The following is a 22275-nucleotide window of genomic DNA, read 5'->3' as shown; positions in this document are numbered from 1 at the left end:
ATTCATTCTGCGGCGAGCAAAGTTTCGCCGTCCATGAATTGAGGGAACCACGATTCATAGGCCAAGTGCAATTCTTTAATCTCGACAGCCCGCGCCGTGCCCAGCTTTACGCTTGCACCGCCGGTAACGCCGATTGCCGGGCAGGAAACGCCCGCCGCCTTCGCCGCTGCCTGCACCTTGTCGAGATCGGCCTTCTTCACCGTCAGAACGTAACGGCCCTGGTCTTCGCCATAGAAGGTGAGGATCGGATTATGGCCTTCGACCGCATCGATCGTGGCGCCAATGCCGGAAGAAATCGCCATTTCGGCAACCGCAAGCGCCAGACCGCCCGAAGAGCAATCGTGAACGGCTGTCGTAAGACCATCGGTGATCAGCGTGCGGACGAAATCGCCGTTCTTCTTCTCGGCAGCCAGATCGACATGCGGTGCCGGGCCATCGATGCGGCCATGAATGTCGCGCATGTAAACCGACTGGGCGATGTGGGTGCCGAGACCGGCAGGCGCGCCGATGAGCAGCACCACTTCGTCAGCGGCAGCAAAACGGATGCGCGCCATGCGGCCCCAATCCTTCAGCAGGCCAACGCCGCCGATGGTGGGGGTGGGCAGGATCGCCTGACCGTTGGTTTCGTTGTAGAGCGAGACGTTGCCGGAAACGATCGGGAATTCCAGCACGCGGCAGGCTTCGCCGATGCCCTTGATGGCATGGACCAACTGGCTCATGATCTCGGGCTTTTCCGGGTTGCCGAAATTGAGGTTGTCGGTGGCCGCGAGCGGCAGGGCGCCGGTTGCGGTGATGTTGCGCCAGCATTCGGCAACGGCCTGCTTGCCGCCTTCGAAGGGATCAGCCTCGACGTAACGCGGGGTCACGTCGGAGGAAAAGGCGAGCGCCTTCTTGTCATGGCCTTCGACACGGACCACGCCGGCATCGCCACCCGGCAGCTGCAGGGAGTTGCCCTGGATCAGCGTGTCGTACTGTTCGTAGACCCAGCGGCGCGAGGAGTTGTTGGCCGAACCGACCAGCGACACCAGCGCATCGGCAATATCGGCCGAAGGTACGTCGTTTTCCGAAAGCGGTGCCTGAACCTTGGCCGGCGTCCACGGGCGGTCATATTCCGGAGCCTGATCGCCGAGATCCTTGATCGGCAGGTTGGCGACTTCCTCGCCATTGTGCAGCACGCGGAAGCGCAGGTCGTCGGTGGTCTTGCCGACGATGGCGAAGTCCAGGCCCCATTTGACGAAGATCGCCTTGGCGACTTCTTCCTTGGAGGGCTCGAGAACCATGAGCATGCGCTCCTGGCTTTCCGACAGCATCATTTCGTAAGCCGTCATGCGCTCTTCGCGCACCGGCACGGCGTTGAGATCAAGTTCGATGCCGAGATCGCCCTTGGCGCCCATTTCAACGGCCGAGCAGGTGAGGCCGGCGGCCCCCATGTCCTGAATGGCGATGACCGCGCCTGTTTTCATCAGTTCGAGGCAGGCTTCCAGCAGGCACTTTTCGGTGAAGGGGTCGCCAACCTGAACGGTCGGGCGTTTTTCTTCGATCGACTCGTCGAATTCGGCAGACGCCATGGTCGCGCCGCCGACGCCGTCGCGACCGGTCTTTGCACCGAGATAAACGACCGGCAGGCCGACGCCCTTGGCTTCAGAGAGGAAGATCGCGTCGGACTTGGCAAGGCCGGCTGCAAAGGCGTTGACGAGGATGTTGCCGTTATAACGCGGATCGAATTCCACTTCGCCGCCAACCGTCGGCACGCCGAAGGAGTTGCCGTAACCGCCGACACCGGCGACGACGCCAGCCACGAGGTGGCGGGTCTTCGGATGATCGGGTGCGCCGAAACGCAGCGCGTTCATGGCCGCGATCGGGCGTGCGCCCATGGTGAAGACGTCACGCAGGATACCGCCGACGCCGGTTGCCGCACCCTGATAGGGCTCGATATAGGACGGGTGGTTGTGGCTTTCCATCTTGAAGACGACGCAGTCGCCATCATCGATATCGACAACGCCAGCGTTTTCGCCGGGGCCCTGAATGACGCGGGGGCCTGTTGTCGGCAGGGTCTTCAGCCACTTCTTGGAAGACTTGTAGGAGCAGTGCTCGTTCCACATGGCCGAGAAAATGCCAAGCTCGGTAAAGCTGGGCTCCCGTCCGATCAGGTCGAGGATACGCTGGTATTCGTCGGGCTTCAGCCCGTGGGATGCAACGAGTTCCGGGGTGATCTTGATGGAGTTTGAGATAGACATAGGTCTCACGCGGTTCGAGCCGAGGAAAGTTTCCGGTTCTTTAGCGCAAGAGGCTCAATGGCGCGACAGGAAAATGCGCTGTTTTGCCGGTTAATTGGCGGTTTATGCCGTTATTCGCTGGCGGCGCACGGTCTGCGCGCCAACGCACATCGGGTCATGCCACGCTCTCATATCCGGCGGAGCCATTATCGAGCAGGTGGCGGAGGACGCCGAAGGCATGCGTCAGTTCCTCGCGGGTGGAGGGGCCTGAAAAGCTGATGCGGACGCGGTGGAAAACCTTGTCCGTCCGTCCGGCCTTGAACTCGTCCTCGTCGTCGATCAGCACGCCTTCCTTCATCGCCGCATTGCGGAAGGTGCCGGAAAGCCAGGGTTCGGGCAGTCTCAGCCACAGGAAGGCGATATCCGGCAGCGAATTGAAATCCAGTCCGGCAAAGGCCCGCCGGGCAATCGCTTCGCGTTGATTGATTTCTGCGATGCAGTCCTTGCGAATGTCATCGGCGTCGCCGCTATTGACGAGGCGCGCGTTCAACTCGGCCAGCATGAAGGGCAGGCCGCCCGTCAGCATCGAGTGGGAAATGCGGATACGAGAGGAATATTGCGCTGGACAGGCGACCCAGCCGCCGCGCACGCCGGCGGCGACGGATTTCGACAGGCCGCCGACCACGAAGGTGATATCGGGCGCAAATTCGGCGATCAGCGGGATCGCCTCGCGGGTCATCGCGCCGTAGAGATTGTCCTCGATGATCCACACGCCGTAACGGCGGGCAATATCGGCAATCGCGCGGCGGCGCTCTTCCGGCAGGGTGGCGCAGGTCGGGTTCTGGCCGGCCGACATCAGGAAGATCATCTTCGGATGCTGCTGGGCGCAGACGCGCTCGAAATCATCAGGGACAATGCCGTTCTCATCCGCTTCCACCAGCGTCACCCGCCGACCGGCAAGGGCGGCGCTGCGGCTGATGTGGGAATAGGTGACGGGTTCGAAGACGATACGGTCGCCCGGCGCGGTCATCGCCGTCACCACACTCATCACCGCCGCATGGGCGCCGAGCGTCGAGACGATGTTTTCCGGTTTCGGCGACCAGCCGTTCTGGGAAAGCCAGCGAACGCCCGCCATGCACCAGCTGTCGGGGAAGGAGCGGGCGTAATTGGTGATATCGTACGCATGCTCACGGGTGACGGCCTCGATGTGCCGGGCGATCAGCCCGCTCTGGCCGACATCCGGTGCCGCCGTCGTGTTCAGCCTGAATTCGGCGCTGCTGTCGATGGCGTGGCGTGTGCTGCCGAAGGCCGCCGCTGCCGGTTCCAGGGGCAATGAGGGGGCAGGGGTCTTGCGCTCATTGACATAGGTGCCGCGTCCGACCTCACCGCTGACGAGGCCACGTTCGTGGATGAGCGCATAGGCCCGGCTGATTGTACCGATTGTCACACCGAGATCGTAAGCAAGATTGCGCTGCGGCGGCAGTTTCGAGCCGGCCTGCAGGGTGCCGTCGGAAATCGCGCCTTCAATACTGTCGGCGAGGCGAAGATAAATCGGGCCGTCGCCCTCGGTGATGTCGGGAAGCCAATTTGTCATGGTGACAATTTATGCATTGTATCTGTCTGGAAGTCAATTGTATTTATTGTCTGCATTAATTGAGGATCAACGAACGGAGACAATAGGTGCAATATGCGCAAGATGGATCAATACCTTTCGACAGCGGATACACTCTATCCTGATGGCTACGAACGGGAACGCGTGTTCCGCGATGCCGGCGACATGGTCGCACCGGCGCCCTTTCCGGCCAAGATCGGTCACACGCTTATTGGTCGCCTGATTGCGGGCATGTTCAATTGGCACCGGAAACGGCAGGGACGGCTCGCTTTGCGGGAATTGTCCGACGATCTTCTGGAGGATATCGGCGTTACGCGGGATGAGGCCCTCAACGAGGCCGCAAAATCGCGACTTCTCTCCTGGCCCTCCCAGTCGCTTTGATTTTTTGTCGGAGAGCGGTGCCTTCTTTCCCCGGCGCCATCAAGCCATTCGGCAGCCCGCCACGCCACTCCCAACCGGCGCTGGCGGGTTTTTTTATTGGCTTGCCGAGAGCCTCTTTGCCAAATCGACAAGTACGTTACAGGGATTTCTTGCGCCGGGCACATCCGTTTCCCTCATTCCTGTGCTTGTCACTGGAATCCAGCCGATGCGCGTCTGCGCGGCGGAAGGACTCCCCTCAGCCCAGGGACTTGGGCTGGCTGGATCCCTGTGACAAGCACAGGGATGAGGATAGAAACGATGCATCCCAAGCTAAGAACTAACCGATGCGCCCGCCGCGGACCGTTTCCGCGCTTGTCGATCAGCAGCCCTTGCCGCCGTTCGCCCAGCGCTTGACGTCGGTTGCGATGCGGCCGGAAATGGCTTCGTTCATCACGGGTCCGAAAGCGTCGAGCTTTGCCGGATTGCCTTCGGCCTGAACCACCAGCATGGGGCGCGATTCCGGGCTGTTGCGCGGCACGAGCAGGATGCGCGGGCGGCCGGAGAAGGAGTTGAGTTCAGGGGCCAGACGATAGGCCTTGAAGGCCGCATCGCCCGACTTGAACCAGCAGGCATTCGCGCCAAGCGCGATCCGTTCCATGGTCGGCAGGGCCGCGCGGGAGACGGAGGCAGCCGGCTGCGGTTTCGGTTGGCACGCGGCGAGCGCCGCCGCGGCAAGGATCAATCCGGCGGCTTTATAGGCATTGTGTCGAAGAAGACGGGGCATCAGGTCATCCAGAAGAAAAGCCGAAACAGCGCCGAAAGCCGGCATCAAAAAAGGCGGGCCTGAAGCCCGCCCGGTCTATCAGGCTGCGATGACGCCGAGCGCCGAAGCGAAGAGGCCGCGGCCGTCATTGCCGCCATGGGCGGCTTCGATGAGGTTTTCCGGATGCGGCATCATGCCGAGAACATTGCCCTTGGCGTTGATGACGCCGGCAATGTCGTTCAGCGAGCCGTTGGGGTTGGTGTCCTCGGCATAACGGAACACCACCTGGCCGTTGCCTTCCAGCGCCTTCAGCTCTTCGGCTTCGACGAAATAGTTGCCGTCATGATGGGCGACTGGGCAGCGCAGGATCTGGCCCTTGTCGTAAGCGCGTGTGAAATCGGTGTCGTTGTTGGCGACTTCGAGCTTCACTTCACGGCAGACGAATTTCAGCGAGGCGTTGCGCATCAGCGCACCGGGCAGCATGCCTGCTTCGACCAGAATCTGGAAGCCGTTGCAGACGCCGAGAACCTTGACGCCTTTTTCGGCCTTTTCGCGGATGGCCTGCATGACCGGCATGCGCGCGGCGATGGCGCCGCAACGCAGGTAGTCACCATAGGAGAAGCCGCCCGGAATGACGATCAGGTCGACATCGGGAATATCCGTTTCCGTCTGCCAGATGGTGACGGGCGCGCTTCCGGAGATTTTCGTCAGCGCCGCGATCATGTCGCGGTCGCGGTTGAGGCCGGGAAGTTGGACGACAGCGGATTTCATGGACGGCGGCTCCTGCGGCTTCAGAGGATGGCGATAGCGTAGTTTTCGATGACCGTGTTGGCCAGGAGCTTTTCGCACATCGCCTTCAGGTCGGTCTCGGCCTTGGCCTTGTCGGCGCCTTCCAGCTCCAGGTCGAAGACCTTGCCCTGACGGACATGGCCGACGCCACCGAAACCGAGGCTGCCGAGCGCGCCTTCGATTGCCTTGCCCTGCGGATCGAGAACGCCGTTCTTCAGCGTAACAGTCACCCGTGCCTTGATCACTTGATCTTCTCCTGATTTTACCCTACGAGGCCAATATTACTTTACGAGGACCGGACCAGTGCCGCGGATCGGTTCGTTTTCATTGATGATGCCGAGACGGCGCGCCACTTCGGAATAGGCTTCCACAAGTCCGCCCATATCGCGGCGGAACAGGTCCTTGTCCATCTTTTTCTGGGTCTCGATGTCCCACAGGCGGCAGCTGTCTGGCGAAATCTCGTCGGCGAGGATGATGCGCATCATGTCGCCTTCGAAGAGCCGGCCGCATTCGATCTTGAAATCGACGAGCTGGATGCCGACGCCGAGGAACAGGCCGGACAGGAAGTCGTTGACGCGGATGGCGAGCGCCATGATGTCGTCAAGCTCGGCGGGATTGGCCCAGCCGAACGCCGTGATGTGTTCTTCCGAGACCATCGGGTCTTCCAGCTCATCCGACTTGTAATAGAACTCGATGATCGAGCGCGGCAGCACCACGCCTTCCTCGATGCCGAGGCGCTTGGAGAGAGAGCCGGCGGCGACATTGCGCACGACGATCTCAAGCGGGATCATCTCCACTTCCTTGATCAGCTGCTCGCGCATGTTGAGGCGGCGGATGAAGTGGGTGGGAATGCCGATCTTGTTCAGATGCGTGAAGACATATTCGCAGATACGGTTGTTCAGCACACCCTTGCCGTCGATGACTTCATGCTTCTTCTTGTTGAAGGCGGTCGCATCGTCCTTGAAGAACTGGATAAGCGTGCCTGGCTCCGGACCTTCGTAGAGGATCTTGGCCTTGCCTTCGTAAATACGGCGGCGACGGTTCATAATTGCAGGTCTCTTGGTTGACGCCGATTCTGGTGGCGTTGCGTTTGGTCTTTGAAGCGGTCCCATAAAGGAAAAGAGTGCATTCTACAATGCGGCTCGCATATTTCCCTTCAATTCTTGTGACAGGCCGGAGAAACCGCGGCACCCGGAAAATAGGCTTCCGGGGCAGATCGAAGGGGAGGCGGCCCGCACGGCCGCCGCCGTCAGGGCTCGACAGCCTTCAGCCTGCTCAGGAACTGGGCGAACACCATGCCGCCTTCCGGCCACGGACCATGGCCGGACTCGCTGTTGATATGGCCGGACATGCCGGCGTCGATCAGCAACGAACCCCAGGCGGCGGCAATGTCATCGGCGTGTTCATAGGAGCCGAAAGGATCGTTCCGGCTGGCGATGGTGATCGTCGGGAAAGGCAGCGGATCGCGCGGGTAAGGCCCGAAGGTCATCAGGTGCTTGGGCCGGATATCGGGATTGGCGACATCGGGCGGCGCAACGAACAGCGCACCGGACACCTTCTTGCCGATTTCCGGCAGGGCGTGGATGACGGTCGGCACGCCAAGGGAATGGGCGACGAGGACGATGGGCTTGGTGGAGGCGTTGACCTCTTCCACCAGCCGGGCGACCCAATCTTCCTTCACGGGTTTGGCCCATTCGGCCTGCTCGACGCGACGGGCGGTGGAAAGCTTGCGCTCCCAGCGGCTCTGCCAGTGGTCGGGGCCGGAATTGGTATAACCGGGGACGATCAGGATATCTGCTTCTGAAACTTTCATGCGCCCATATCTGTGTTGTGATGCCGCCGCGATCAAGGTCGCGGCGACATTAACTTCAAGGTCTCTTACTCAGCTCAAGTCTCAGGCGTTGCCGAAGACGCGGGTGAAGATCGTGTCGACATGCTTGGTGTGGTAACCGAGGTCGAACTTTTCGCGGATGACCTCTTCGGGAAGTGCGGCGCGCACTTCCTCGTCGCCCAGCAGTTCCTCAAGGAAGTCGGCGCCCTGTTCCCACACCTTCATGGCGTTGCGCTGGACGAGACGATAGGCGTCCTCGCGGGAAACGCCTGCCTGCGTCAGCGCCAGCAGAACGCGCTGCGAATGCACGAGGCCGCGGAACTTGTTCATGTTCTTCAGCATGTTGTCCGGGTAGATCACCAGCTTTTCGATGACGCCGGCCAGACGGTTCAGCGCGAAGTCGAGCGTGACGGTCGTGTCGGGGCCGATGGCGCGCTCGACCGAGGAGTGGCTGATATCGCGCTCGTGCCATAGTGCAACGTTTTCCATTGCCGGAACGACGGACATGCGCACCAGCCGGGCAAGGCCGGTGAGGTTTTCGGTCAGAACCGGGTTGCGCTTGTGCGGCATGGCGGACGAACCCTTCTGGCCCGGCGAGAAGAACTCTTCCGCTTCCAGAACCTCGGTGCGCTGCATGTGGCGGATTTCGATGGCGACGTTTTCGATCGACGAGGCGATGACGCCGAGGGTCGCGAAGAACATGGCGTGGCGGTCACGCGGGATGACCTGCGTGGAGACCGGCTCGGGGATGAGGCCGAGCTTTTCGCAGACATGTTCTTCGACGCGCGGATCGATATTGGCGAAGGTGCCGACGGCGCCGGAGATCGCGCCCGTGGCGATTTCGGCGCGGGCATTGACGAGGCGCTCGCGATTGCGGTGCATCTCGGCATAGAAGCGGGCAAAGGTCAGGCCCATGGTGGTCGGCTCGGCATGGATGCCGTGGCTGCGGCCGATGCGCACCGTGTTCTTGTGTTCGAAGGCGCGGGTCTTGAGCGCCGTCAGCACCCGGTCCATATCGGCGAGCAGCAGATCGGCGGCGCGCACGAGCTGGATGTTGAGCGTGGTGTCGAGCACGTCGGAAGAGGTCATGCCCTGATGCACGAAACGGCTGTCAGGGCCGACAAATTCGGCAAGATGGGTGAGGAAGGCGATGACGTCGTGCTTGGTGACGGCTTCGATTTCATCGATGCGGGCGACGTCGAAGGTGGCGCTGCCGCCTTTTTCCCAGATCGTCTGGGCAGCCGACTTGGGGATGACGCCGAGTTCGGCCAGCGCGTCACAGGCATGTGCCTCGATCTCGAACCAGATGCGGAACTTTGTTTCCGGCGACCAGATGGCGACCATTTCCGGCCGGGAGTAACGAGGGATCATGGCAATGACTTTCTTTGTGGAGGAATTTTGCTGCCCGTTTAGCAAAGTGTTCCGGTAATCTCAATCTATCAAGCCACATGCCTATGTTGCTCGTTGCGCACGTCGGCAAAGGAATGCACCCGCAGGCAGGAGTGGAACGGCGGCAAAGGGTAAATACAATCCAAGACCCAGAACGCAGAACTGGTAAATCGCGCCGAGCGATGTGAAGAGCTGCTGGAAAAACCAGATGCGGGAGAATGCCGGCGCGTGCCATTGCGCATAGAAAATCCGGTACTCGAAAGCGAAGAACGCCGCCGCGACAGCCAGCGTAAAAAAAGCGATGGCAAGACAGGCCGTCGCGAAACGCAGCGGCAGGGCGGTGGACGGGGGGAGGAAGTGCAACGCGGCCATGGCCAGCAGCCAGCCGAAAAGGCCGCCCGCGAAGAAAAGCGTGATTATGTCGGTGGCGTGGTCGGTTTCCAGCCGGTTCCTGACATAGAGGCCGATGGCGGCGGCCGCGGCTGAGCAGAGGGCCCAGACAAACGCGCCGAGCAGCTTAAATAGCGCTGCCGAAGCCGTGTCACGGAAACCCCGCCTGTCGCTTCCCATGAAAATCCCCCCAACGCCTTGCTGTGCCGTCTCCGGCCTGTCCGCATTCAGCGGTGGCGGGTTACGTCCGCCCGGCTTCCGCCGCCGCACGCAACTGAGCGACGGTCTTGCGGTAGTCGGCGACGCCATCGCCCTTGAAGACGGCCGAGCCGGCCACCAGCGCATTCGCACCGGCGGCAACGATTGCGCCCGCGGTTTCCGCCGTCACGCCGCCATCCACTTCCAGTTCGATCGGCCGGTCGCCGATCATTGCCTTTGCCGCGCGGATCTTGTCGAGCATGGCCGGAATGAATTTCTGTCCGCCGAAACCGGGATTGACGCTCATGATCAGGACGAGATCGACATCATCAAGCACGTTCTCGATAACCGAAAGCGGCGTGGCGGGGTTCAGCGTCACGCCGGCCTTCCTGCCGAGCCCGCGGATCGTCTGCAGCGAGCGGTGCAGGTGAGGCCCTGCTTCCGCATGCACGGTGATGCTGTCACAGCCGGCCTTGGCGAAGGCTTCGAGATAGGGATCAACGGGTGCGATCATCAGATGGCAGTCGAAGAACGCCATGCTGTGCGGGCGCAGCGCCTTGATGACATCAGGGCCGAAGGAAATATTGGGGACGAAATGGCCATCCATCACATCGAGATGGATCCAGTCCGCGCCTGCTTCCGTGACATCGGCGACTTCCTGTCCGAGCTTGGCGAAATTGGCGGCCAGAATGGAAGGGGCTATGCGGATGGGCAGGGACATGGGGCAAACTCCTCTCGACGCGTTGCGTAAGCTGCCTTTAACATCAAGTATCCGGGTTTGAAACGGCTGGCCGCGCGGTTGCCGGCGGTTTTCAGCCGCGTTTCATCGAATTTCCGTTGCTGCCGCGTTGCCTATTGTCTTTCCGCCTTGTCCGCCGGTTCGAAACGCTGGCCGTTCCAGCGCTGCAGGCGATAGGGATTGTCGGAAAGGTCGTGTGACGGGTTGAAGCCGAGATCGCCGATGACCGTTTTGAAGACGGTTCCGCCAGCCAATATTTCCGGCCCGGGTTTCGACTGCGCCTGCACTGCCTCTGCAAGGGCGGCTGTGAGTTCGGCCGCGGCATAAGCGGGCAGGATATAACCCTCAGGTTCGATGCCTGCGCCCCGCAATTCGCCGGCGATGGCTTGGGCGGAGGGTAGGGCGTCATAGGCCGGGCGCGTGACGGCCAGCACATTCGCGACCAGGGGCACCGGGTTGTTGGCGGCATTCATGGCGTCGCCGCCCATGATGGTCAAGGGAAGGTTTTCGGATGCGGCATCCCGGGCGATGATCGCGACGTCGTTGCGCTCTGCGCCCACGAAGACATGGGAGATGCCGGTGCGCGCCAGCCGGCGCACAAGCGCCACCTGCTGTTCCTGGTTGGGCCGCATCGTATCGGTGAAGGTGGGCTTGAGGCCGTTTTCCTCGAGCGCCGAGCGGATGCGGTCCACCAGCTCGCGGCTATAGATCGTGCCGTCATCCACAAGTCCGATGGAGTGTCCCTTCCAGTCGCGCAGGATGATTTCGGCGATCCTGTCCGATTCGGCCCGGTCAGATGGGGCGAGGCGGAAGAGCGGCCAGCCGTATTTCAGCGCATCTTCCATCAGGATCGGCGCGCGGCTGGAAAGCGTGATCGCGGGAATGGCGGCCGCTTTCAATGGCGGCAGAACGCCCTGAAGCGTCTCCGTGCATAAAAACCCGATCGCGGCGCTGACCTTGGCGGCCACGAGTCCATCGGCAATCGCGCCGCCGCTGCCGTCTTCGCAGCTCTCATGGATTTCGACGACATCAAGCCCGAGCTTGGCTGCCGCCGCCTTCGCCCCCTGCCGCACCTGCTGGCCCAGAAGCTCGTAAGGACCGTTCTGAGGGGCAACAATGCCAATCGATGCCGCGCTTGCTGAGCCCGCGAAGGCAAAACCGGCGATGATCGTTAGCAGGCGAAGTGAAAGCATGACGTGATAGAAATCCTGTTGTCCCGGCTTGATGTTTATCGGCAACAACCGGTTTTCCAAAGGAAAAATCGCTGCGGTTTCATCATAATCGCATATCGCCATCCGCAGGGCGGCGGTTTTGATCGGAAGTTACCCGATTCGAGGGCTCGTAGCAGTGAGACAACTTTTGATTGTTTTCGTTCGGTGCAATTGCGCGCGACCGGTCTCACGGCGCGGCTGTTCTTGCGGTGAAGTTGTTCCTCCTTTGCGCCGACTGGACGAGGAGGTATTTCGTGTTCCTGCCGTGAGTTGCGTTACTTCATAAATCTATTACATGTGCCGCGTATAAGCACAGTTTAGAAAAGACTGAGCTAGGTTTATGCTTTTCAGAGTGCAGCACAAAAACATGCACATTTTATTATCAATTGCATAATTTATTGATATATATGACGAATATATAATCCTTCCAATTATTCACCGCTTTTACGCCATGTTTTTTTCGCATTTGCGAGAAGATTTGCTTGACGGAAAGTAAATGATTAGCTTAGATGTAACTGTTTCAGGGGACGACTGAAATTGGCTGTAACAGGCCTCGGAAAGTGTTCCGATTATAAGCACTGCCAGACTATATTACATTCTATATTCTATTTTTTTCATTACGTATAAACCGCTTCAGGCAACTGGGGCGGTTTTTTACATGAAGCTAATTTAAGCAATTTTAAATTGAATTCTGAAAGCCTGGCGCAAAGACGTTCTTTCATTTTTGTATTTCTGGAAAAGATATAGCGCGGAGAGGGTAAATCCAACTCCGGCGTATAGATCGTATGACTGTGTGAAATTGCCCGTCGAACGCCCTTGTTGCCTGCAGGCGGGTCCGGTTGGCCGCTTGTGCGGCCTTATTTCAGGGCGGCCAGGGCGTCCCTGGCAAAGGCGGAGATGGGTTCGGGAAGTTCACCCGGATCGAACCAGCCGATAGCGGAAAGCTTGTCCGGTTCGGTCAATGCCGGCTCACCCTGCGCATCGCGGGTAACGAAGATCAGCGAAACCCAGTGGTGGCGGTCTTGCGTATCGATAAATTCGCTATGGCAGAGAAACTCGACGTCGCCGATCTCAAGGCCGGTTTCTTCTTCGGCCTCGCGGCGTGCTGCGGCGAGGGAAGTTTCAAGGTGATCGACCTTGCCGCCCGGAATACTCCAGTATCCGGGTTCCGGCGCCTTTAAGCGCCGGCACAAAAGTACGCGCTCGTCACGCAATATGACAAGGCCGACACCAACGCCCGGAAAATCGAGGCCGGGCTTGATGGTTGATGTCATATTGTCCATTGCGCTGGTCAAGCCTTAGCGTTGGCCACGATCAGCATGAAGGCGGGAATGTCGTCGCCGAAACCAACCGGTGTCGGGCCATCGTCATGGTCGCGATAATGGCGGCGGCGGTCGCGGTTGTCGTCATTGGCGTGCGGCTGGTTGCGGCTGTTGCGCTCGGAATTGCGCGGGGTCTTTTCCGGTCTGCGTTCTGCCTTCACCTTGTCTTCTCCGTGAGCCGCAATGTCCGTATCCACAGCGGACTGTGCATCCTGATTGATGTTTTCGACCGGCGATGCGGGTGCATCGCGACGGTTCCTGTCGCGACCTCTACCGCCACGTTCCTTGGGCCCTCGGCGGCTGGAATTGCTCTCGAAGCTTTCCATGGGCGCGGGGAGTGAGGACAGGTCACCGCTCAGCCACTCGATCTTCTCGGCGATCAGCTTTTCGATCGCGTCGAGATATTTCGCATCGCTCTTGGTGACGAGGGTGAAGGCCTTGCCCGAACGGCCCGCACGACCGGTACGGCCGATGCGGTGGACATAGTCTTCGGCATGAATGGGAACGTCGAAGTTGAAGACGTGGCTGACATCGGGAATATCCAGTCCGCGTGCAGCGACGTCGGAGGCGACCAGCAGCGACAGGTTTCCGTCGCGGAAGTTCTGCAGCATCGTGGTGCGCGAACGCTGGTCCATGTCGCCATGCAGCGCGCCGACGGAAAAGCCGTGGCGGTCGAGCGAGCGGAACAGATCGGCCACATCCTTCTTGCGGTTGCAGAAGATGATCGCGTTCTTGAGTTCGGCTTCCTCGGCACGGACGAGATCGCGCAGCACGGCGCGCTTCTCATAGTCCTTGTTGTGCGCGGCGACGATGCGCTGCGTCACGGTCTTTGCCGTGGAAGAAGGCTTGGCGACTTCGATACGGGTCGGGTTCTGAAGGAACCGGTCAGCCAGCTTCTGGATTTCCGGCGGCATGGTGGCCGAGAAGAACAGCGTCTGCCGGGTGAAGGGGATCATCTTGGCGATACGCTCGATATCGGGAATGAAGCCCATGTCGAGCATGCGGTCGGCTTCGTCGATGACGAGGATTTCCACGCCGGTCATCAGGAGCTTGCCGCGCTCGCAATGGTCGAGAAGGCGGCCGGGCGTGCAGATCAGCACATCGGCGCCGCGCTCCAGCTTGCGGTCCTGGTCTTCGAAGGAAACACCGCCGATGAGGAGGGCGACGTTCAGCTTGTGATTCTTGCCATATTTCTCGAAGTTCTCCGCCACCTGCGCTGCAAGCTCACGGGTCGGCTCGAGGATCAGGGTGCGCGGCATTCTGGCGCGCGCACGGCCCTTTTCGAGCAACGTCAGCATCGGCAGAACGAAGGACGCGGTTTTGCCCGTGCCGGTCTGTGCGATACCGCAGATATCACGCTTTTCCAGCGCCGGCGGAATGGCGCCAGCCTGAATGGGTGTCGGCGTCGTGTAGCCGGCATCTGCAATAGCGGAAAGAACTTTTTGGCTCAGGCCAAGATCAGAGAATGTTGTCAAAGGAAGAACTTTTTCCGTTCTGGTTCGGTAAGAACACCTGCGTGCCGCTGCGGCACTTGCAAAGACTTGGCGCGGGGATATGCCCAAATTGCCGGAAAGTCAAGGAAACAACGGGGAAAGCGCGCGAAACAGCGGGGTTCGGGCGGGGCTTCTGGGCCTTTGGTGCAGATTTCAGCGATTTATCGTGAAAAGCGCAAAAAAAGCATTAAAATCGTGCTGCTATTTTAAATAGGTTTTGAGTTCCGTTCCAGCGATCAGGAACCGCATGGGATCAACAGGCGTATCGTTGCGGCGCACCTCATAATGCACATGCGGACCGGTGGAGCGACCGGTGCTGCCGGCACGGCCAATGACGTCGCCTGCTTCGACCTTGTCGCCGGCTTTCACCAGAATGGCGGAGAGATGGCCGAATCGCGTCGAAACCCCCTGACCGTGATCGATCTCAACCATATTGCCGTAGCCGCCTGAGTTTTCCGCCACCGTCACCTTGCCCGCGCCGGTGGATTTGACGTCAGCACCGGTCTCGGCGCGAAAATCGATGCCGGTATGCAGGGCCGGGCGGCCGAGAAACGGATCCATCCGGTTGCCGAATCGGCTTGTGATCGCCCGGCCGGGAGCAGGGTTGCCGAAGGGCAGGGCGGTTGCGGTTTCCTTGACGATGTCGAGCCTGTTCAGGGCATTGTCGAGATTGGTAAGCGACAGGTTGAAGGGATCGCCTTCACCGCGCTCGGGATCGGCATAGGGGCCGCCTATGTCGTTCGTGCCGCTTTCCTCGATTTTCAGGCCCGCCTGCCGGATGATGTCCTGCATCGCGTTCGCCTTGTCTTCGGCGTCGCTGGTCAGTCTGGCTATGCGCGATATCTGCTGGCGTTCGATATCCTTCAGCGACAGTGTCACCTTAGAGAACACCCGATCGGCCCGATCGGATGGCGTTTCGCCGGCTTCGGGTACATACGCGGCGCGTCTGTCTGATGTGGCGGGCTTTTCCGCCTGTGGCCTGCGTGGCGCCATCAGCTTTTCAATGGCCGAAAGGCCGCCGGAGAGGTCAGCGCGTTTTTCCGGCGCCATGGCGTTCGAAAGAGACGAGGGCGCGGCCGGGGAGGCGGCGATGCCGGAATTTTCGGCGCGCTCCAGCAATTCACTCATGCGGCCGTGCCGCGAGGTTAGCGCCGCCTGCTGTTCCAGCAGCTTTTCCACTTTCTTTTCAACAACCTGCTGATCGAGCAGCTGCCGGGAAGTGACACGGTCCACCTGTGCCCTCAGCGCCGCGATGCGGTCTTCATAGTCGTTCTGCATGCGGGTCTGGCGCGCCATGGTCGCGCCGATCAGGTCGTCACGCAAGATGAGATAGCTTGTGGCGCCAAGATAGCCGAGTGAAAACAGGCCGATCGTGCAGCCGGCAAGCGCCGCCATCCACGGCCGGATGGTCATGTGCCGCACCCTGTCGCCGCGCGCGAGAATGAGCACGTGCGGCTCACGCTTTTTGCCGAATACCCGGTTTTCCGCCGTATCAGTCACAATCTCTCTCCGGACTGGCCGATTTCTTAAGGGAAATCATAATTCGTTAAGGTTAACGAAGTTTTGCCGGAGGTGAGTTGCGGGTGTCAGCTATTGCTGACGGCGGTCAGCGAGCGGTAAAACGAAGGCGTAAGACCCGCCTCGGCTCGGGCAAGGTCGTTGAAGGGCGGTTTCAGCGGGCCGCGGAAATTGGCGCGCACCAGCTGCCTGAAAGTTGCGGCCGGATCCTTCTTCTCACGCGCGCACAGGAACCGGAACCATTTCGCGCCGATGGCGACATGGCCCTTTTCATCATTATAGATGACGTCGAGAACGGCGGAGCTTTCGAGGTCGCCGGTCTCGCGCATCCTTGCCTGCAGGGAAGGGGTGACGTCCAGTCCACGCGCTTCCAGGATGAGCGGGACGACCGCCAGCCGTGCGGTGAGATCGTTGCGGGTGGAATGAGCTGCCTGCCAGAGCCCGTCATGGGCGGGCAGATCGCCGTAGTCGGCGCCGAGGCTTCTCAGGCGGTCGCGCACCAGCCGGAAATGTTTTGCCTCTTCGAAGGCGACCTGCATCCAGCCATCGAAAAAGGAATGCGGCACGGGCTCGCTGGCATATCGGGCGACGATGTCGAGTGCGAGATCGACGGCGTTGAGTTCGATATGGGCGATGGCATGCAGCAGCGCGATCCGTCCCTTGACGCTATGGAGCGAGCGGCGTTCCACGGCGGTTGGCGACACGAGTTCCGGCTTCTCGGGCCTGCCCGGACGTTCGGGCAGCGGCGGGTCGAGCGGGGAGCGCAGCGACAGGCGGCGCGCAAACCAGCGCGTCGCCGTTTCCTGCGCAAGCGCGGTTTTTCTGTCGAGATCGGCGCTCACGATGGCATCCGTCGCGCCGCCTCGGAGCGAAATGATCTTGAACGGGGGCGTCACGACGGATTGGTCCCTCAGAGCTTCTTCACGGCCTCAAGAACGGCCTGCGCGTGACCCGCGACCTTCACCTTGTTCCAGACTTCCGCGATTTTTCCATCCGGCGCGATGAGGAAGGTGGTGCGTTCGACACCCATGTATTTTTTGCCATACATGCTTTTTTCCTTCCAGACGCCGTAGGCTTCCACCACCTTCTTCTCCTCATCGGCGGCCAGCATGACGGAGAGCGCGTGTTTTGCCGCGAATTTGTCGTGGCTTTTGACGCTGTCGGGCGAAATGCCGATGACGACGGCGTTGGCGGCCTCGAATTCGCCGCCCAGCGCGCTGAAGTCGATGGCTTCGGCGGTGCAGCCTGATGTGTCGTCCTTCGGGTAGAAATAGAGGATGACGGCCTTGCCTTGCAGTTTGGACAATGTCACCGTCCCTTCACCGTTACGGGGCAAAGTAAAATCGGGAGCGGTGCCGCCAATCGTCAAGTCTGTCATAATCTACCTTTCTTTCGCCGGGATGTTGAGTGAAAGTCGCCACATTCGATATATAGCGAAACCGCGCGTCGTCCAGATCACGATTGAGATTTGAGGTCGAAACGATCTTAAATCTCAATCGTGATCTGGGCTAAAGAATTAGAGCGGGATTCCAGACGGAAACCGCTTATACTTTTCGCCATCCGCTCCGGTGTTGCGGCGAAACAAAAGCTATTCAAGGGCAAACAAGGGCGTATGGCTGAAGTCAGGGGTGAAAAGGTCAAGTTCGGCAGGCGTGATATCATTGCGCTGCATGATCTTCCTTCGGCGCAGGCCGAAGATCCCATCATCGTTCATTGCCCCGCGCCGCGCTCCATGGTGCGAGCCTTCGTCAAGATTTTCGCGGCGCTTTTCGTGCTGGCCTTCCTCTCCATCGGCGGCATCATTCTTTCCGTCGAGACCGGATCGATCGATGCGACGCTTTCCAGCCAGGCGCAGCAGGCACTGGAAAAGGCGCTCGGTCCACACTACAGCGCGCGGATCGGTTCTTCGGCGATCAGGTTTTCCACCGGGCTGCGCCTTGCGCTGGTGGCTGAGGACGTGGATATCGTTGAGAAGGAATCCGGCCAGCATCTGAGCCGGGCGCGGGCGATCGGCATGGCGCTCGATCCGCTTGCGCTTCTGACCGGCCGTGTCTCGGTGCAAAGCCTCGAAGCTGACGGGATGGAGCTCGATACCGCGCTTTTGCCCAAGGGTAACGGGTTCGATCTCACCAGCGTCAAGCTCGACGCCGTGCCGCAGCAATTGCAGGATGCCTTCGGACAGCTCGACAAGCTCGCCCAGGCTTTCCTGAGCAGCGGAACCGAGGAGATCGATATCTCCAGCGTTTCGGTTCACCTGCCGCCCGGCGAACTCGGCAAGTCGCGTACAATCGAAGTGCGCGAATTGTCGCTGACGCCGGATCAGCAGGGCGGCTATTCGCTTGATGGCGAAACGCTGTTTAACGGTGAAATTGCCAGCGTGTCGCTCAAAACCTCCGGCGCGGGCGGCGTGATCAACGGCTTCGAGGCCCGCATCGACGGTTTCGATATCGGCCCGTTCCTGGAAAAATACGATCCCGACGGCAATCTTCATGAAGGTCTGAACGTCAAGACAGGCGTCAACATTGTCGCTCGGCGGGCCACGCAGGGGCAGGAGCCGCGCCTGGACGTTTCCCTCGGCATGGGCAACGGCACGCTTCGGATTGGCGGCGAAGCCCAGACCTTCACGGCAGGCACCGTCAATGCGCATTATGACTTTGCAAAAAGCACCCTCGTCATCGACAATTCGCGGCTGGAGCTCGGCCGGACTATTATTCCGGTCGCCGGTGAAATCAGCGATACGGAAGACGGCTTCGGTCTTTCGTTGCGGATCGACAATGGCGTTGCTTCGTCCGAAGCTTCGGGGGAGGCCCCTGTTCCTTTCAGCCTGAAGGCGGACGGGCATTTTACGGCGGCGACGAAACAGCTCGATGTTCCCGCGCTTTATGTCACGGGCCCGCTCGGAGACATGGCGGGATCGCTGAAAATCCGGTTCGGCCAGGGGTCGCCGGAAATCAGTTTCGGCGGACAGATTCCGAAGATGGAGGCCACGGCGGTCAAGCAGCTCTGGCCGTTCTGGATGGCGCACAAACCACGCGACTGGGTGGTATCCAATCTTTACGGCGGCACCGTAACCAATGGTTCAATCGCGATCTTCATCCCGCAGGGACGGATGTGCGGCCCCGGCTGCCCTCTGGTGCTGGGCGAAAGCGAAATGCAGATCCGCTTCGATATCGATGATACGCGTCTCAATACCACCGGCGACATTCCACCGTTGCGCGATGTCGATGCGCATTTTGACCTTGTCGGCGGCAAGATGGCCGTCGATATCAAGCAGGGCACCACCTATTTCCCGTCGAACCGCTCGCTCGCGCTGGAGAACAGCCGCTTTCTCATTTCCGCTGTTTACGACAAGCCGCTGCTCGGAAATCTCGAGTTGAACGTTTCAGGTTCGGCCGATGCCGTGGCCGAGCTTGCGACACTCAAACCCATCAATGCGCTCAAGGACACGCAGTTCAAACCGGAAGATTTCACCGGCGATGTCAAAGCCCACGCGAATCTCACCGTTGGCCTGCTTTCCAGCCACAACCCGCCGCCGCCGGTCTGGACGGCCGATCTCGACCTGAAAAACCTGTCGCTGACGAAGCCCTTCGCCGGCCACAAGGTGACCGCTGTCGACGGCTTCATGACGTTGGACGACCGCCAGCTCAAACTGGAGGGCAAGGGCCGCGTGGACGACGTGCCGATGGACATCGTGATGACGGAGCCGGTGCGCAAGAAGAGCGATATCGCGCCGACACTGTCGCTGAAGGCAACCCTCAATGAGACGCAGGTCGCCAAGCTCGCCCCTGAACTGTCCACGGTCCTCGGCGGCACGACGGCGATCGAAATCGACGGCGCTGACCCCAAACGCCAGGACATCCGGCTTGATCTGACCAAGGCGTCGATCATTCTGCCCGGGCTCGGCTGGAGCAAGGGTATCGGCATTCCCGCCAATGCCACCTTGACCATGGAAGTGGCTGATGGGCGCACGACGATCAGCGACTTCTCACTCGATGGTGACGGTTTCGGCGCTGCCGGCGATATCGCCTTCAGCAAGAACGGGCTGATTTCCGCCGATCTCAGCCGCGTGCAACTCTCGCCCTCTGACAATTACGCCGTTTCGGTCGCCGCGTCGAAGAACGGCTATATCATCAATGCATCGGGCAAATCCGCCGATCTCAGGCCCTTCATTTCGAAGCTGCGCAGCCCCTCCAGCGGCAGCGACGGCGCGTCCCGTTCGCAGCCCACACTTTCCGTCAAGGCGCAGTTCGACAAGGTTTACGGTTTCAACGACGAAATCCTCGGCAATGTCAGCGCCGATGTCAGCGTGCGGGACGGCAAGGTACGCTCGGTTGATTTCCGCGGTGTCACCGGCAACGGCCAGGCGGTCGTCGCCCAGACCACCAATCGCGGGGCGACGGGAACCGTAACGCTGACCAGCAGCGATGCGGGTTCGCTCGCCCGTTTTGCCAATATCTACAGCCGCATCCGCGGCGGCCTGCTCAATCTTGCGCTGACGACGTCCAATGGCAGCGACTGGAGTGGCTCGCTCGACCTGCGCAATTTTGCCGTCGTCAACGAAGCCAAGCTGCAGGACATCGTCGCCACACCGACGGGTGAGGACGGCAGGAGCCTCAACAATGCGGTGCGCCGCAATATCGATGTCAGTTCGGAAAAATTCCAGCGCGGTTTTGCCCGCCTCGTTTATGTCAACGGTTCGGTGGCGGTGGAAAACGGCGTCGTGCGCGGTGAACAGATCGGCGCGACATTCCAGGGGCTCTTGAAGGACCAGAGCGGCCGCATGGACATGACCGGCACCTTCATGCCTGCCTATGGTCTGAACCGGCTGTTCGGGGAACTGCCTTTCATCGGCATCTTCCTTGGCAATGGCCGCGACCGGGGTCTGCTCGGCATTACCTTCAAGCTGTCAGGCCAGACGGACCAGCCGAAGCTGACGATTAATCCGCTGTCGCTCATCGCGCCCGGCGTCTTCCGGCAGATCTTCGAGTTCCAATAAAAAGGGCCGCTTTCGCGGCCCTCAATAACAGCTTTGGTGCGGGTGTTACGCCGGGCGAACCAGAACGTGCTTCTTCTTGCCGACCGAGAGCTTGATGACGCCGTCACCGGTCACTTCGCCGGAACCAACGCTCTGACGCTCATCGGAAACGCCGATGTCGTTGATCTTCACCGCACCGCCCTGAACATGGCGGCGGGCCTCACCATTCGAACCGGCGAGACCGGCGCGCACGATGAGCGAGAGAACGCCGACGCCGGCTTCGAGTTCGGATGCCGGAACCTCGATGGAGGGCAGGTTTTCGGCGAGCGCGCCTTCCTCAAAGGTCTTGCGCGCGGTTTCGGCAGCTTCTTCCGCAGCGGCGCGGCCATGCAGGATCGCCGTTACTTCGGTCGCGAGGATTTTCTTCGCCTCGTTGATCTCCGATCCGCCGAGTGCTGCCAGACGGGCGATCTCATCCATCGGAAGCGTCGTGAAGAGCTTCGCGAAGCGAACGACATCCGCATCTTCCGTGTTGCGCCAGTACTGCCAGAAATCATAGACCGGCAGCAGGTCCTTGTTCAGCCACACGGCGCCCGATGCCGACTTGCCCATTTTCGCACCGGAGGAGGTGGTGAGCAGCGGCGAGGTCAGCGCGTAAAGCTGCGGTGTCCCCATTCGGTGACCGAGGTCGATGCCGTTGATGATGTTGCCCCACTGGTCAGAGCCGCCCATCTGCAGGCGGCAGCCGGTACGCTGGTTCAGCTCCACGAAATCGTAGGCCTGGAGGATCATGTAATTGAATTCGAGGAAGGACAGCGACTGCTCGCGGTCGAGGCGCGTCTTCACGCTGTCGAAGGACAGCATGCGGTTGACCGAGAAGTGGCGGCCGACGTCGCGCAGGAATTCGAGGTAGTTCAGTCCGCGCAGCCAGTCGGCATTGTTGATCATCAGTGCCGGGTTCTCAGCGCGGTCATAATCGAGGTAGTTGGCAAAGACGTGCTTGAGCGAGGTGATGTTGTCCTCGATCATGTCGATCGTCATCAGCTTGCGGGCCTCTTCCTTGAAGGAGGGGTCGCCGACCATGCCGGTGCCGCCGCCCATCAGGGAAATCGGCTGATGGCCGGTCTTCTGCATCCAGTGCAGCATCATGATCTGGGTGAGGTGGCCGACATGCAAACTCGAAGCCGTCGGGTCATAGCCGATATAGGCGGTCACGGTTTCCTTGGCGAACAGTTCGTCGAGACCTGCCTCATCGGAGATCTGGTGAATGAAGCCGCGCTCATCGAGCGTGCGGAGGAAATCGGACTTGAACCTGGACATAACCTTTTACTTTCTGGTTTGATCTTTGCCGTCGCTGGAGCGCCGCACGTCCTTTCGGACGCGCAAAGGACGCTCCACAATGCCGTAAGCAGCCAATGAACGACGCGGCTTTATCATTGTTTTTTGAAATGTGCACCCGTTTCGGCCAT

General features: G+C 60.4%; 19 protein-coding genes. 2 read left to right on the top strand and 17 right to left on the bottom strand.

Going from position 1 to position 22275, the window contains the following annotated elements; genetic code table 11:
• Positions 1 to 2: 2 nt before the first annotated feature.
• Positions 3 to 2237, bottom strand: coding sequence for a phosphoribosylformylglycinamidine synthase subunit PurL (gene purL / locus MRBLRC7O_RS07585; RefSeq protein ID WP_003507910.1), 2235 nt, complete (start codon positions 2235 to 2237; stop codon positions 3 to 5).
• A gap of 154 nt (positions 2238 to 2391) precedes the next feature.
• Positions 2392 to 3810: an aminotransferase-like domain-containing protein gene (locus tag MRBLRC7O_RS07580; protein ID WP_003507913.1), complete on the bottom strand. Its 1419-nt coding sequence runs from the start codon at positions 3808 to 3810 to the stop codon at positions 2392 to 2394.
• Positions 3811 to 3903: 93 nt separating this feature from the next.
• Here MRBLRC7O_RS07580 and MRBLRC7O_RS07575 point away from each other — a divergent pair, with 93 nt between their 5' ends.
• Positions 3904 to 4209 (top strand): DUF1127 domain-containing protein, encoded by a 306-nt coding sequence (locus MRBLRC7O_RS07575; RefSeq protein ID WP_080866250.1) that lies wholly within the window; start codon positions 3904 to 3906, stop codon positions 4207 to 4209.
• A gap of 358 nt (positions 4210 to 4567) precedes the next feature.
• On the opposite strand, the gene MRBLRC7O_RS07570 is transcribed toward MRBLRC7O_RS07575, so the two are convergent.
• The 14 genes from MRBLRC7O_RS07570 to bcp form a co-directional block, all read right to left on the bottom strand.
• Positions 4568 to 5017, bottom strand: coding sequence for a hypothetical protein (locus MRBLRC7O_RS07570; protein WP_003507916.1), 450 nt, complete (start codon positions 5015 to 5017; stop codon positions 4568 to 4570).
• 33 nt (positions 5018 to 5050) lie between these two features.
• Complete coding sequence (gene purQ, locus MRBLRC7O_RS07565; protein ID WP_003507917.1) at positions 5051 to 5722, bottom strand: phosphoribosylformylglycinamidine synthase subunit PurQ; 672 nt, start codon at positions 5720 to 5722, stop codon at positions 5051 to 5053.
• 20 nt (positions 5723 to 5742) lie between these two features.
• Complete coding sequence (gene purS, locus MRBLRC7O_RS07560) at positions 5743 to 5985, bottom strand: phosphoribosylformylglycinamidine synthase subunit PurS (protein WP_003507918.1); 243 nt, start codon at positions 5983 to 5985, stop codon at positions 5743 to 5745.
• Positions 5986 to 6021: 36 nt separating this feature from the next.
• Positions 6022 to 6786, bottom strand: a complete 765-nt coding sequence (gene purC / locus MRBLRC7O_RS07555; protein ID WP_003507919.1) for a phosphoribosylaminoimidazolesuccinocarboxamide synthase — start codon at positions 6784 to 6786, stop codon at positions 6022 to 6024.
• A 203-nt stretch (positions 6787 to 6989) separates the two neighbouring features.
• Entirely contained in the window at positions 6990 to 7553 is a 564-nt protein-coding gene (locus MRBLRC7O_RS07550; RefSeq protein ID WP_003507920.1) for an alpha/beta hydrolase, read from the bottom strand.
• Between the two features lie 81 nt (positions 7554 to 7634).
• Positions 7635 to 8942, bottom strand: a complete 1308-nt coding sequence (gene purB, locus MRBLRC7O_RS07545; protein WP_003507924.1) for an adenylosuccinate lyase — start codon at positions 8940 to 8942, stop codon at positions 7635 to 7637.
• 81 nt (positions 8943 to 9023) lie between these two features.
• On the bottom strand, positions 9024 to 9530 hold the full coding sequence (locus tag MRBLRC7O_RS07540) for a hypothetical protein (protein ID WP_080866248.1): 507 nt from the start codon (positions 9528 to 9530) through the stop codon (positions 9024 to 9026).
• A 61-nt stretch (positions 9531 to 9591) separates the two neighbouring features.
• Positions 9592 to 10269, bottom strand: coding sequence for a ribulose-phosphate 3-epimerase (gene rpe / locus MRBLRC7O_RS07535; RefSeq protein WP_003507931.1), 678 nt, complete (start codon positions 10267 to 10269; stop codon positions 9592 to 9594).
• A gap of 131 nt (positions 10270 to 10400) precedes the next feature.
• Positions 10401 to 11582 carry an ABC transporter substrate-binding protein gene (locus MRBLRC7O_RS07530; protein WP_003507932.1) on the bottom strand — a complete coding sequence of 394 codons (1182 nt, stop codon included), beginning with the start codon at positions 11580 to 11582 and terminating at the stop codon, positions 10401 to 10403.
• A 773-nt stretch (positions 11583 to 12355) separates the two neighbouring features.
• Positions 12356 to 12781: an NUDIX domain-containing protein gene (locus MRBLRC7O_RS07525; RefSeq protein WP_003507933.1), complete on the bottom strand. Its 426-nt coding sequence runs from the start codon at positions 12779 to 12781 to the stop codon at positions 12356 to 12358.
• Between the two features lie 8 nt (positions 12782 to 12789).
• Positions 12790 to 14295, bottom strand: a complete 1506-nt coding sequence (locus tag MRBLRC7O_RS07520) for a DEAD/DEAH box helicase (RefSeq protein ID WP_003507934.1) — start codon at positions 14293 to 14295, stop codon at positions 12790 to 12792.
• A gap of 219 nt (positions 14296 to 14514) precedes the next feature.
• Positions 14515 to 15813, bottom strand: a complete 1299-nt coding sequence (locus MRBLRC7O_RS07515) for a M23 family metallopeptidase (protein ID WP_003507935.1) — start codon at positions 15811 to 15813, stop codon at positions 14515 to 14517.
• An 86-nt stretch (positions 15814 to 15899) separates the two neighbouring features.
• Complete coding sequence (locus MRBLRC7O_RS07510) at positions 15900 to 16727, bottom strand: ferritin-like domain-containing protein (protein ID WP_080866247.1); 828 nt, start codon at positions 16725 to 16727, stop codon at positions 15900 to 15902.
• A 14-nt stretch (positions 16728 to 16741) separates the two neighbouring features.
• Positions 16742 to 17209, bottom strand: coding sequence for a thioredoxin-dependent thiol peroxidase (gene bcp, locus MRBLRC7O_RS07505; protein ID WP_003507937.1), 468 nt, complete (start codon positions 17207 to 17209; stop codon positions 16742 to 16744).
• Between the two features lie 234 nt (positions 17210 to 17443).
• On the opposite strand from bcp, the gene MRBLRC7O_RS07500 reads away from it, so the two are divergent.
• A complete protein-coding gene (locus MRBLRC7O_RS07500) occupies positions 17444 to 20827 on the top strand; it encodes a YhdP family protein (RefSeq protein WP_080866246.1) in 3384 nt (1127 codons plus the stop codon).
• 45 nt (positions 20828 to 20872) lie between these two features.
• Here the strand turns inward: MRBLRC7O_RS07500 and tyrS are convergent, their stop codons facing one another.
• Positions 20873 to 22126 carry a tyrosine--tRNA ligase gene (tyrS, locus tag MRBLRC7O_RS07495; RefSeq protein ID WP_003507941.1) on the bottom strand — a complete coding sequence of 418 codons (1254 nt, stop codon included), beginning with the start codon at positions 22124 to 22126 and terminating at the stop codon, positions 20873 to 20875.
• Positions 22127 to 22275 lie beyond the last annotated feature (149 nt).

Origin of the sequence: Agrobacterium radiobacter (genome assembly GCF_040801995.1) — a bacterium.
Classification (GTDB): Bacteria; Pseudomonadota; Alphaproteobacteria; order Rhizobiales; family Rhizobiaceae; genus Agrobacterium; species Agrobacterium radiobacter.
Note: the sequence above shows the minus strand (reverse complement) of the source record. Positions and strands in the feature narration are given on the sequence as shown.

Excerpts from the sequence above, each read along its gene's own strand:
- purL (WP_003507910.1), bottom strand. The coding sequence starts at position 2,237 with ATGTCTATCTCAAACTCCATCAAGATCACCCCGGAACTCGTTGCATCC.
- MRBLRC7O_RS07580 (WP_003507913.1), bottom strand. The coding sequence starts at position 3,810 with ATGACAAATTGGCTTCCCGACATCACCGAGGGCGACGGCCCGATTTAT.
- MRBLRC7O_RS07575 (WP_080866250.1), top strand. The coding sequence starts at position 3,904 with ATGCGCAAGATGGATCAATACCTTTCGACAGCGGATACACTCTATCCT.
- MRBLRC7O_RS07570 (WP_003507916.1), bottom strand. The coding sequence starts at position 5,017 with ATGCCGGCTTTCGGCGCTGTTTCGGCTTTTCTTCTGGATGACCTGATG.
- purQ (WP_003507917.1), bottom strand. The coding sequence starts at position 5,722 with ATGAAATCCGCTGTCGTCCAACTTCCCGGCCTCAACCGCGACCGCGAC.
- purC (WP_003507919.1), bottom strand. The coding sequence starts at position 6,786 with ATGAACCGTCGCCGCCGTATTTACGAAGGCAAGGCCAAGATCCTCTAC.
- MRBLRC7O_RS07550 (WP_003507920.1), bottom strand. The coding sequence starts at position 7,553 with ATGAAAGTTTCAGAAGCAGATATCCTGATCGTCCCCGGTTATACCAAT.
- purB (WP_003507924.1), bottom strand. The coding sequence starts at position 8,942 with ATGATCCCTCGTTACTCCCGGCCGGAAATGGTCGCCATCTGGTCGCCG.
- MRBLRC7O_RS07540 (WP_080866248.1), bottom strand. The coding sequence starts at position 9,530 with ATGGGAAGCGACAGGCGGGGTTTCCGTGACACGGCTTCGGCAGCGCTA.
- rpe (WP_003507931.1), bottom strand. The coding sequence starts at position 10,269 with ATGTCCCTGCCCATCCGCATAGCCCCTTCCATTCTGGCCGCCAATTTC.
- MRBLRC7O_RS07530 (WP_003507932.1), bottom strand. The coding sequence starts at position 11,582 with ATGGCGATATGCGATTATGATGAAACCGCAGCGATTTTTCCTTTGGAA.
- MRBLRC7O_RS07525 (WP_003507933.1), bottom strand. The coding sequence starts at position 12,781 with ATGGACAATATGACATCAACCATCAAGCCCGGCCTCGATTTTCCGGGC.
- bcp (WP_003507937.1), bottom strand. The coding sequence starts at position 17,209 with ATGACAGACTTGACGATTGGCGGCACCGCTCCCGATTTTACTTTGCCC.
- MRBLRC7O_RS07500 (WP_080866246.1), top strand. The coding sequence starts at position 17,444 with ATGGCTGAAGTCAGGGGTGAAAAGGTCAAGTTCGGCAGGCGTGATATC.
- tyrS (WP_003507941.1), bottom strand. The coding sequence starts at position 22,126 with ATGTCCAGGTTCAAGTCCGATTTCCTCCGCACGCTCGATGAGCGCGGC.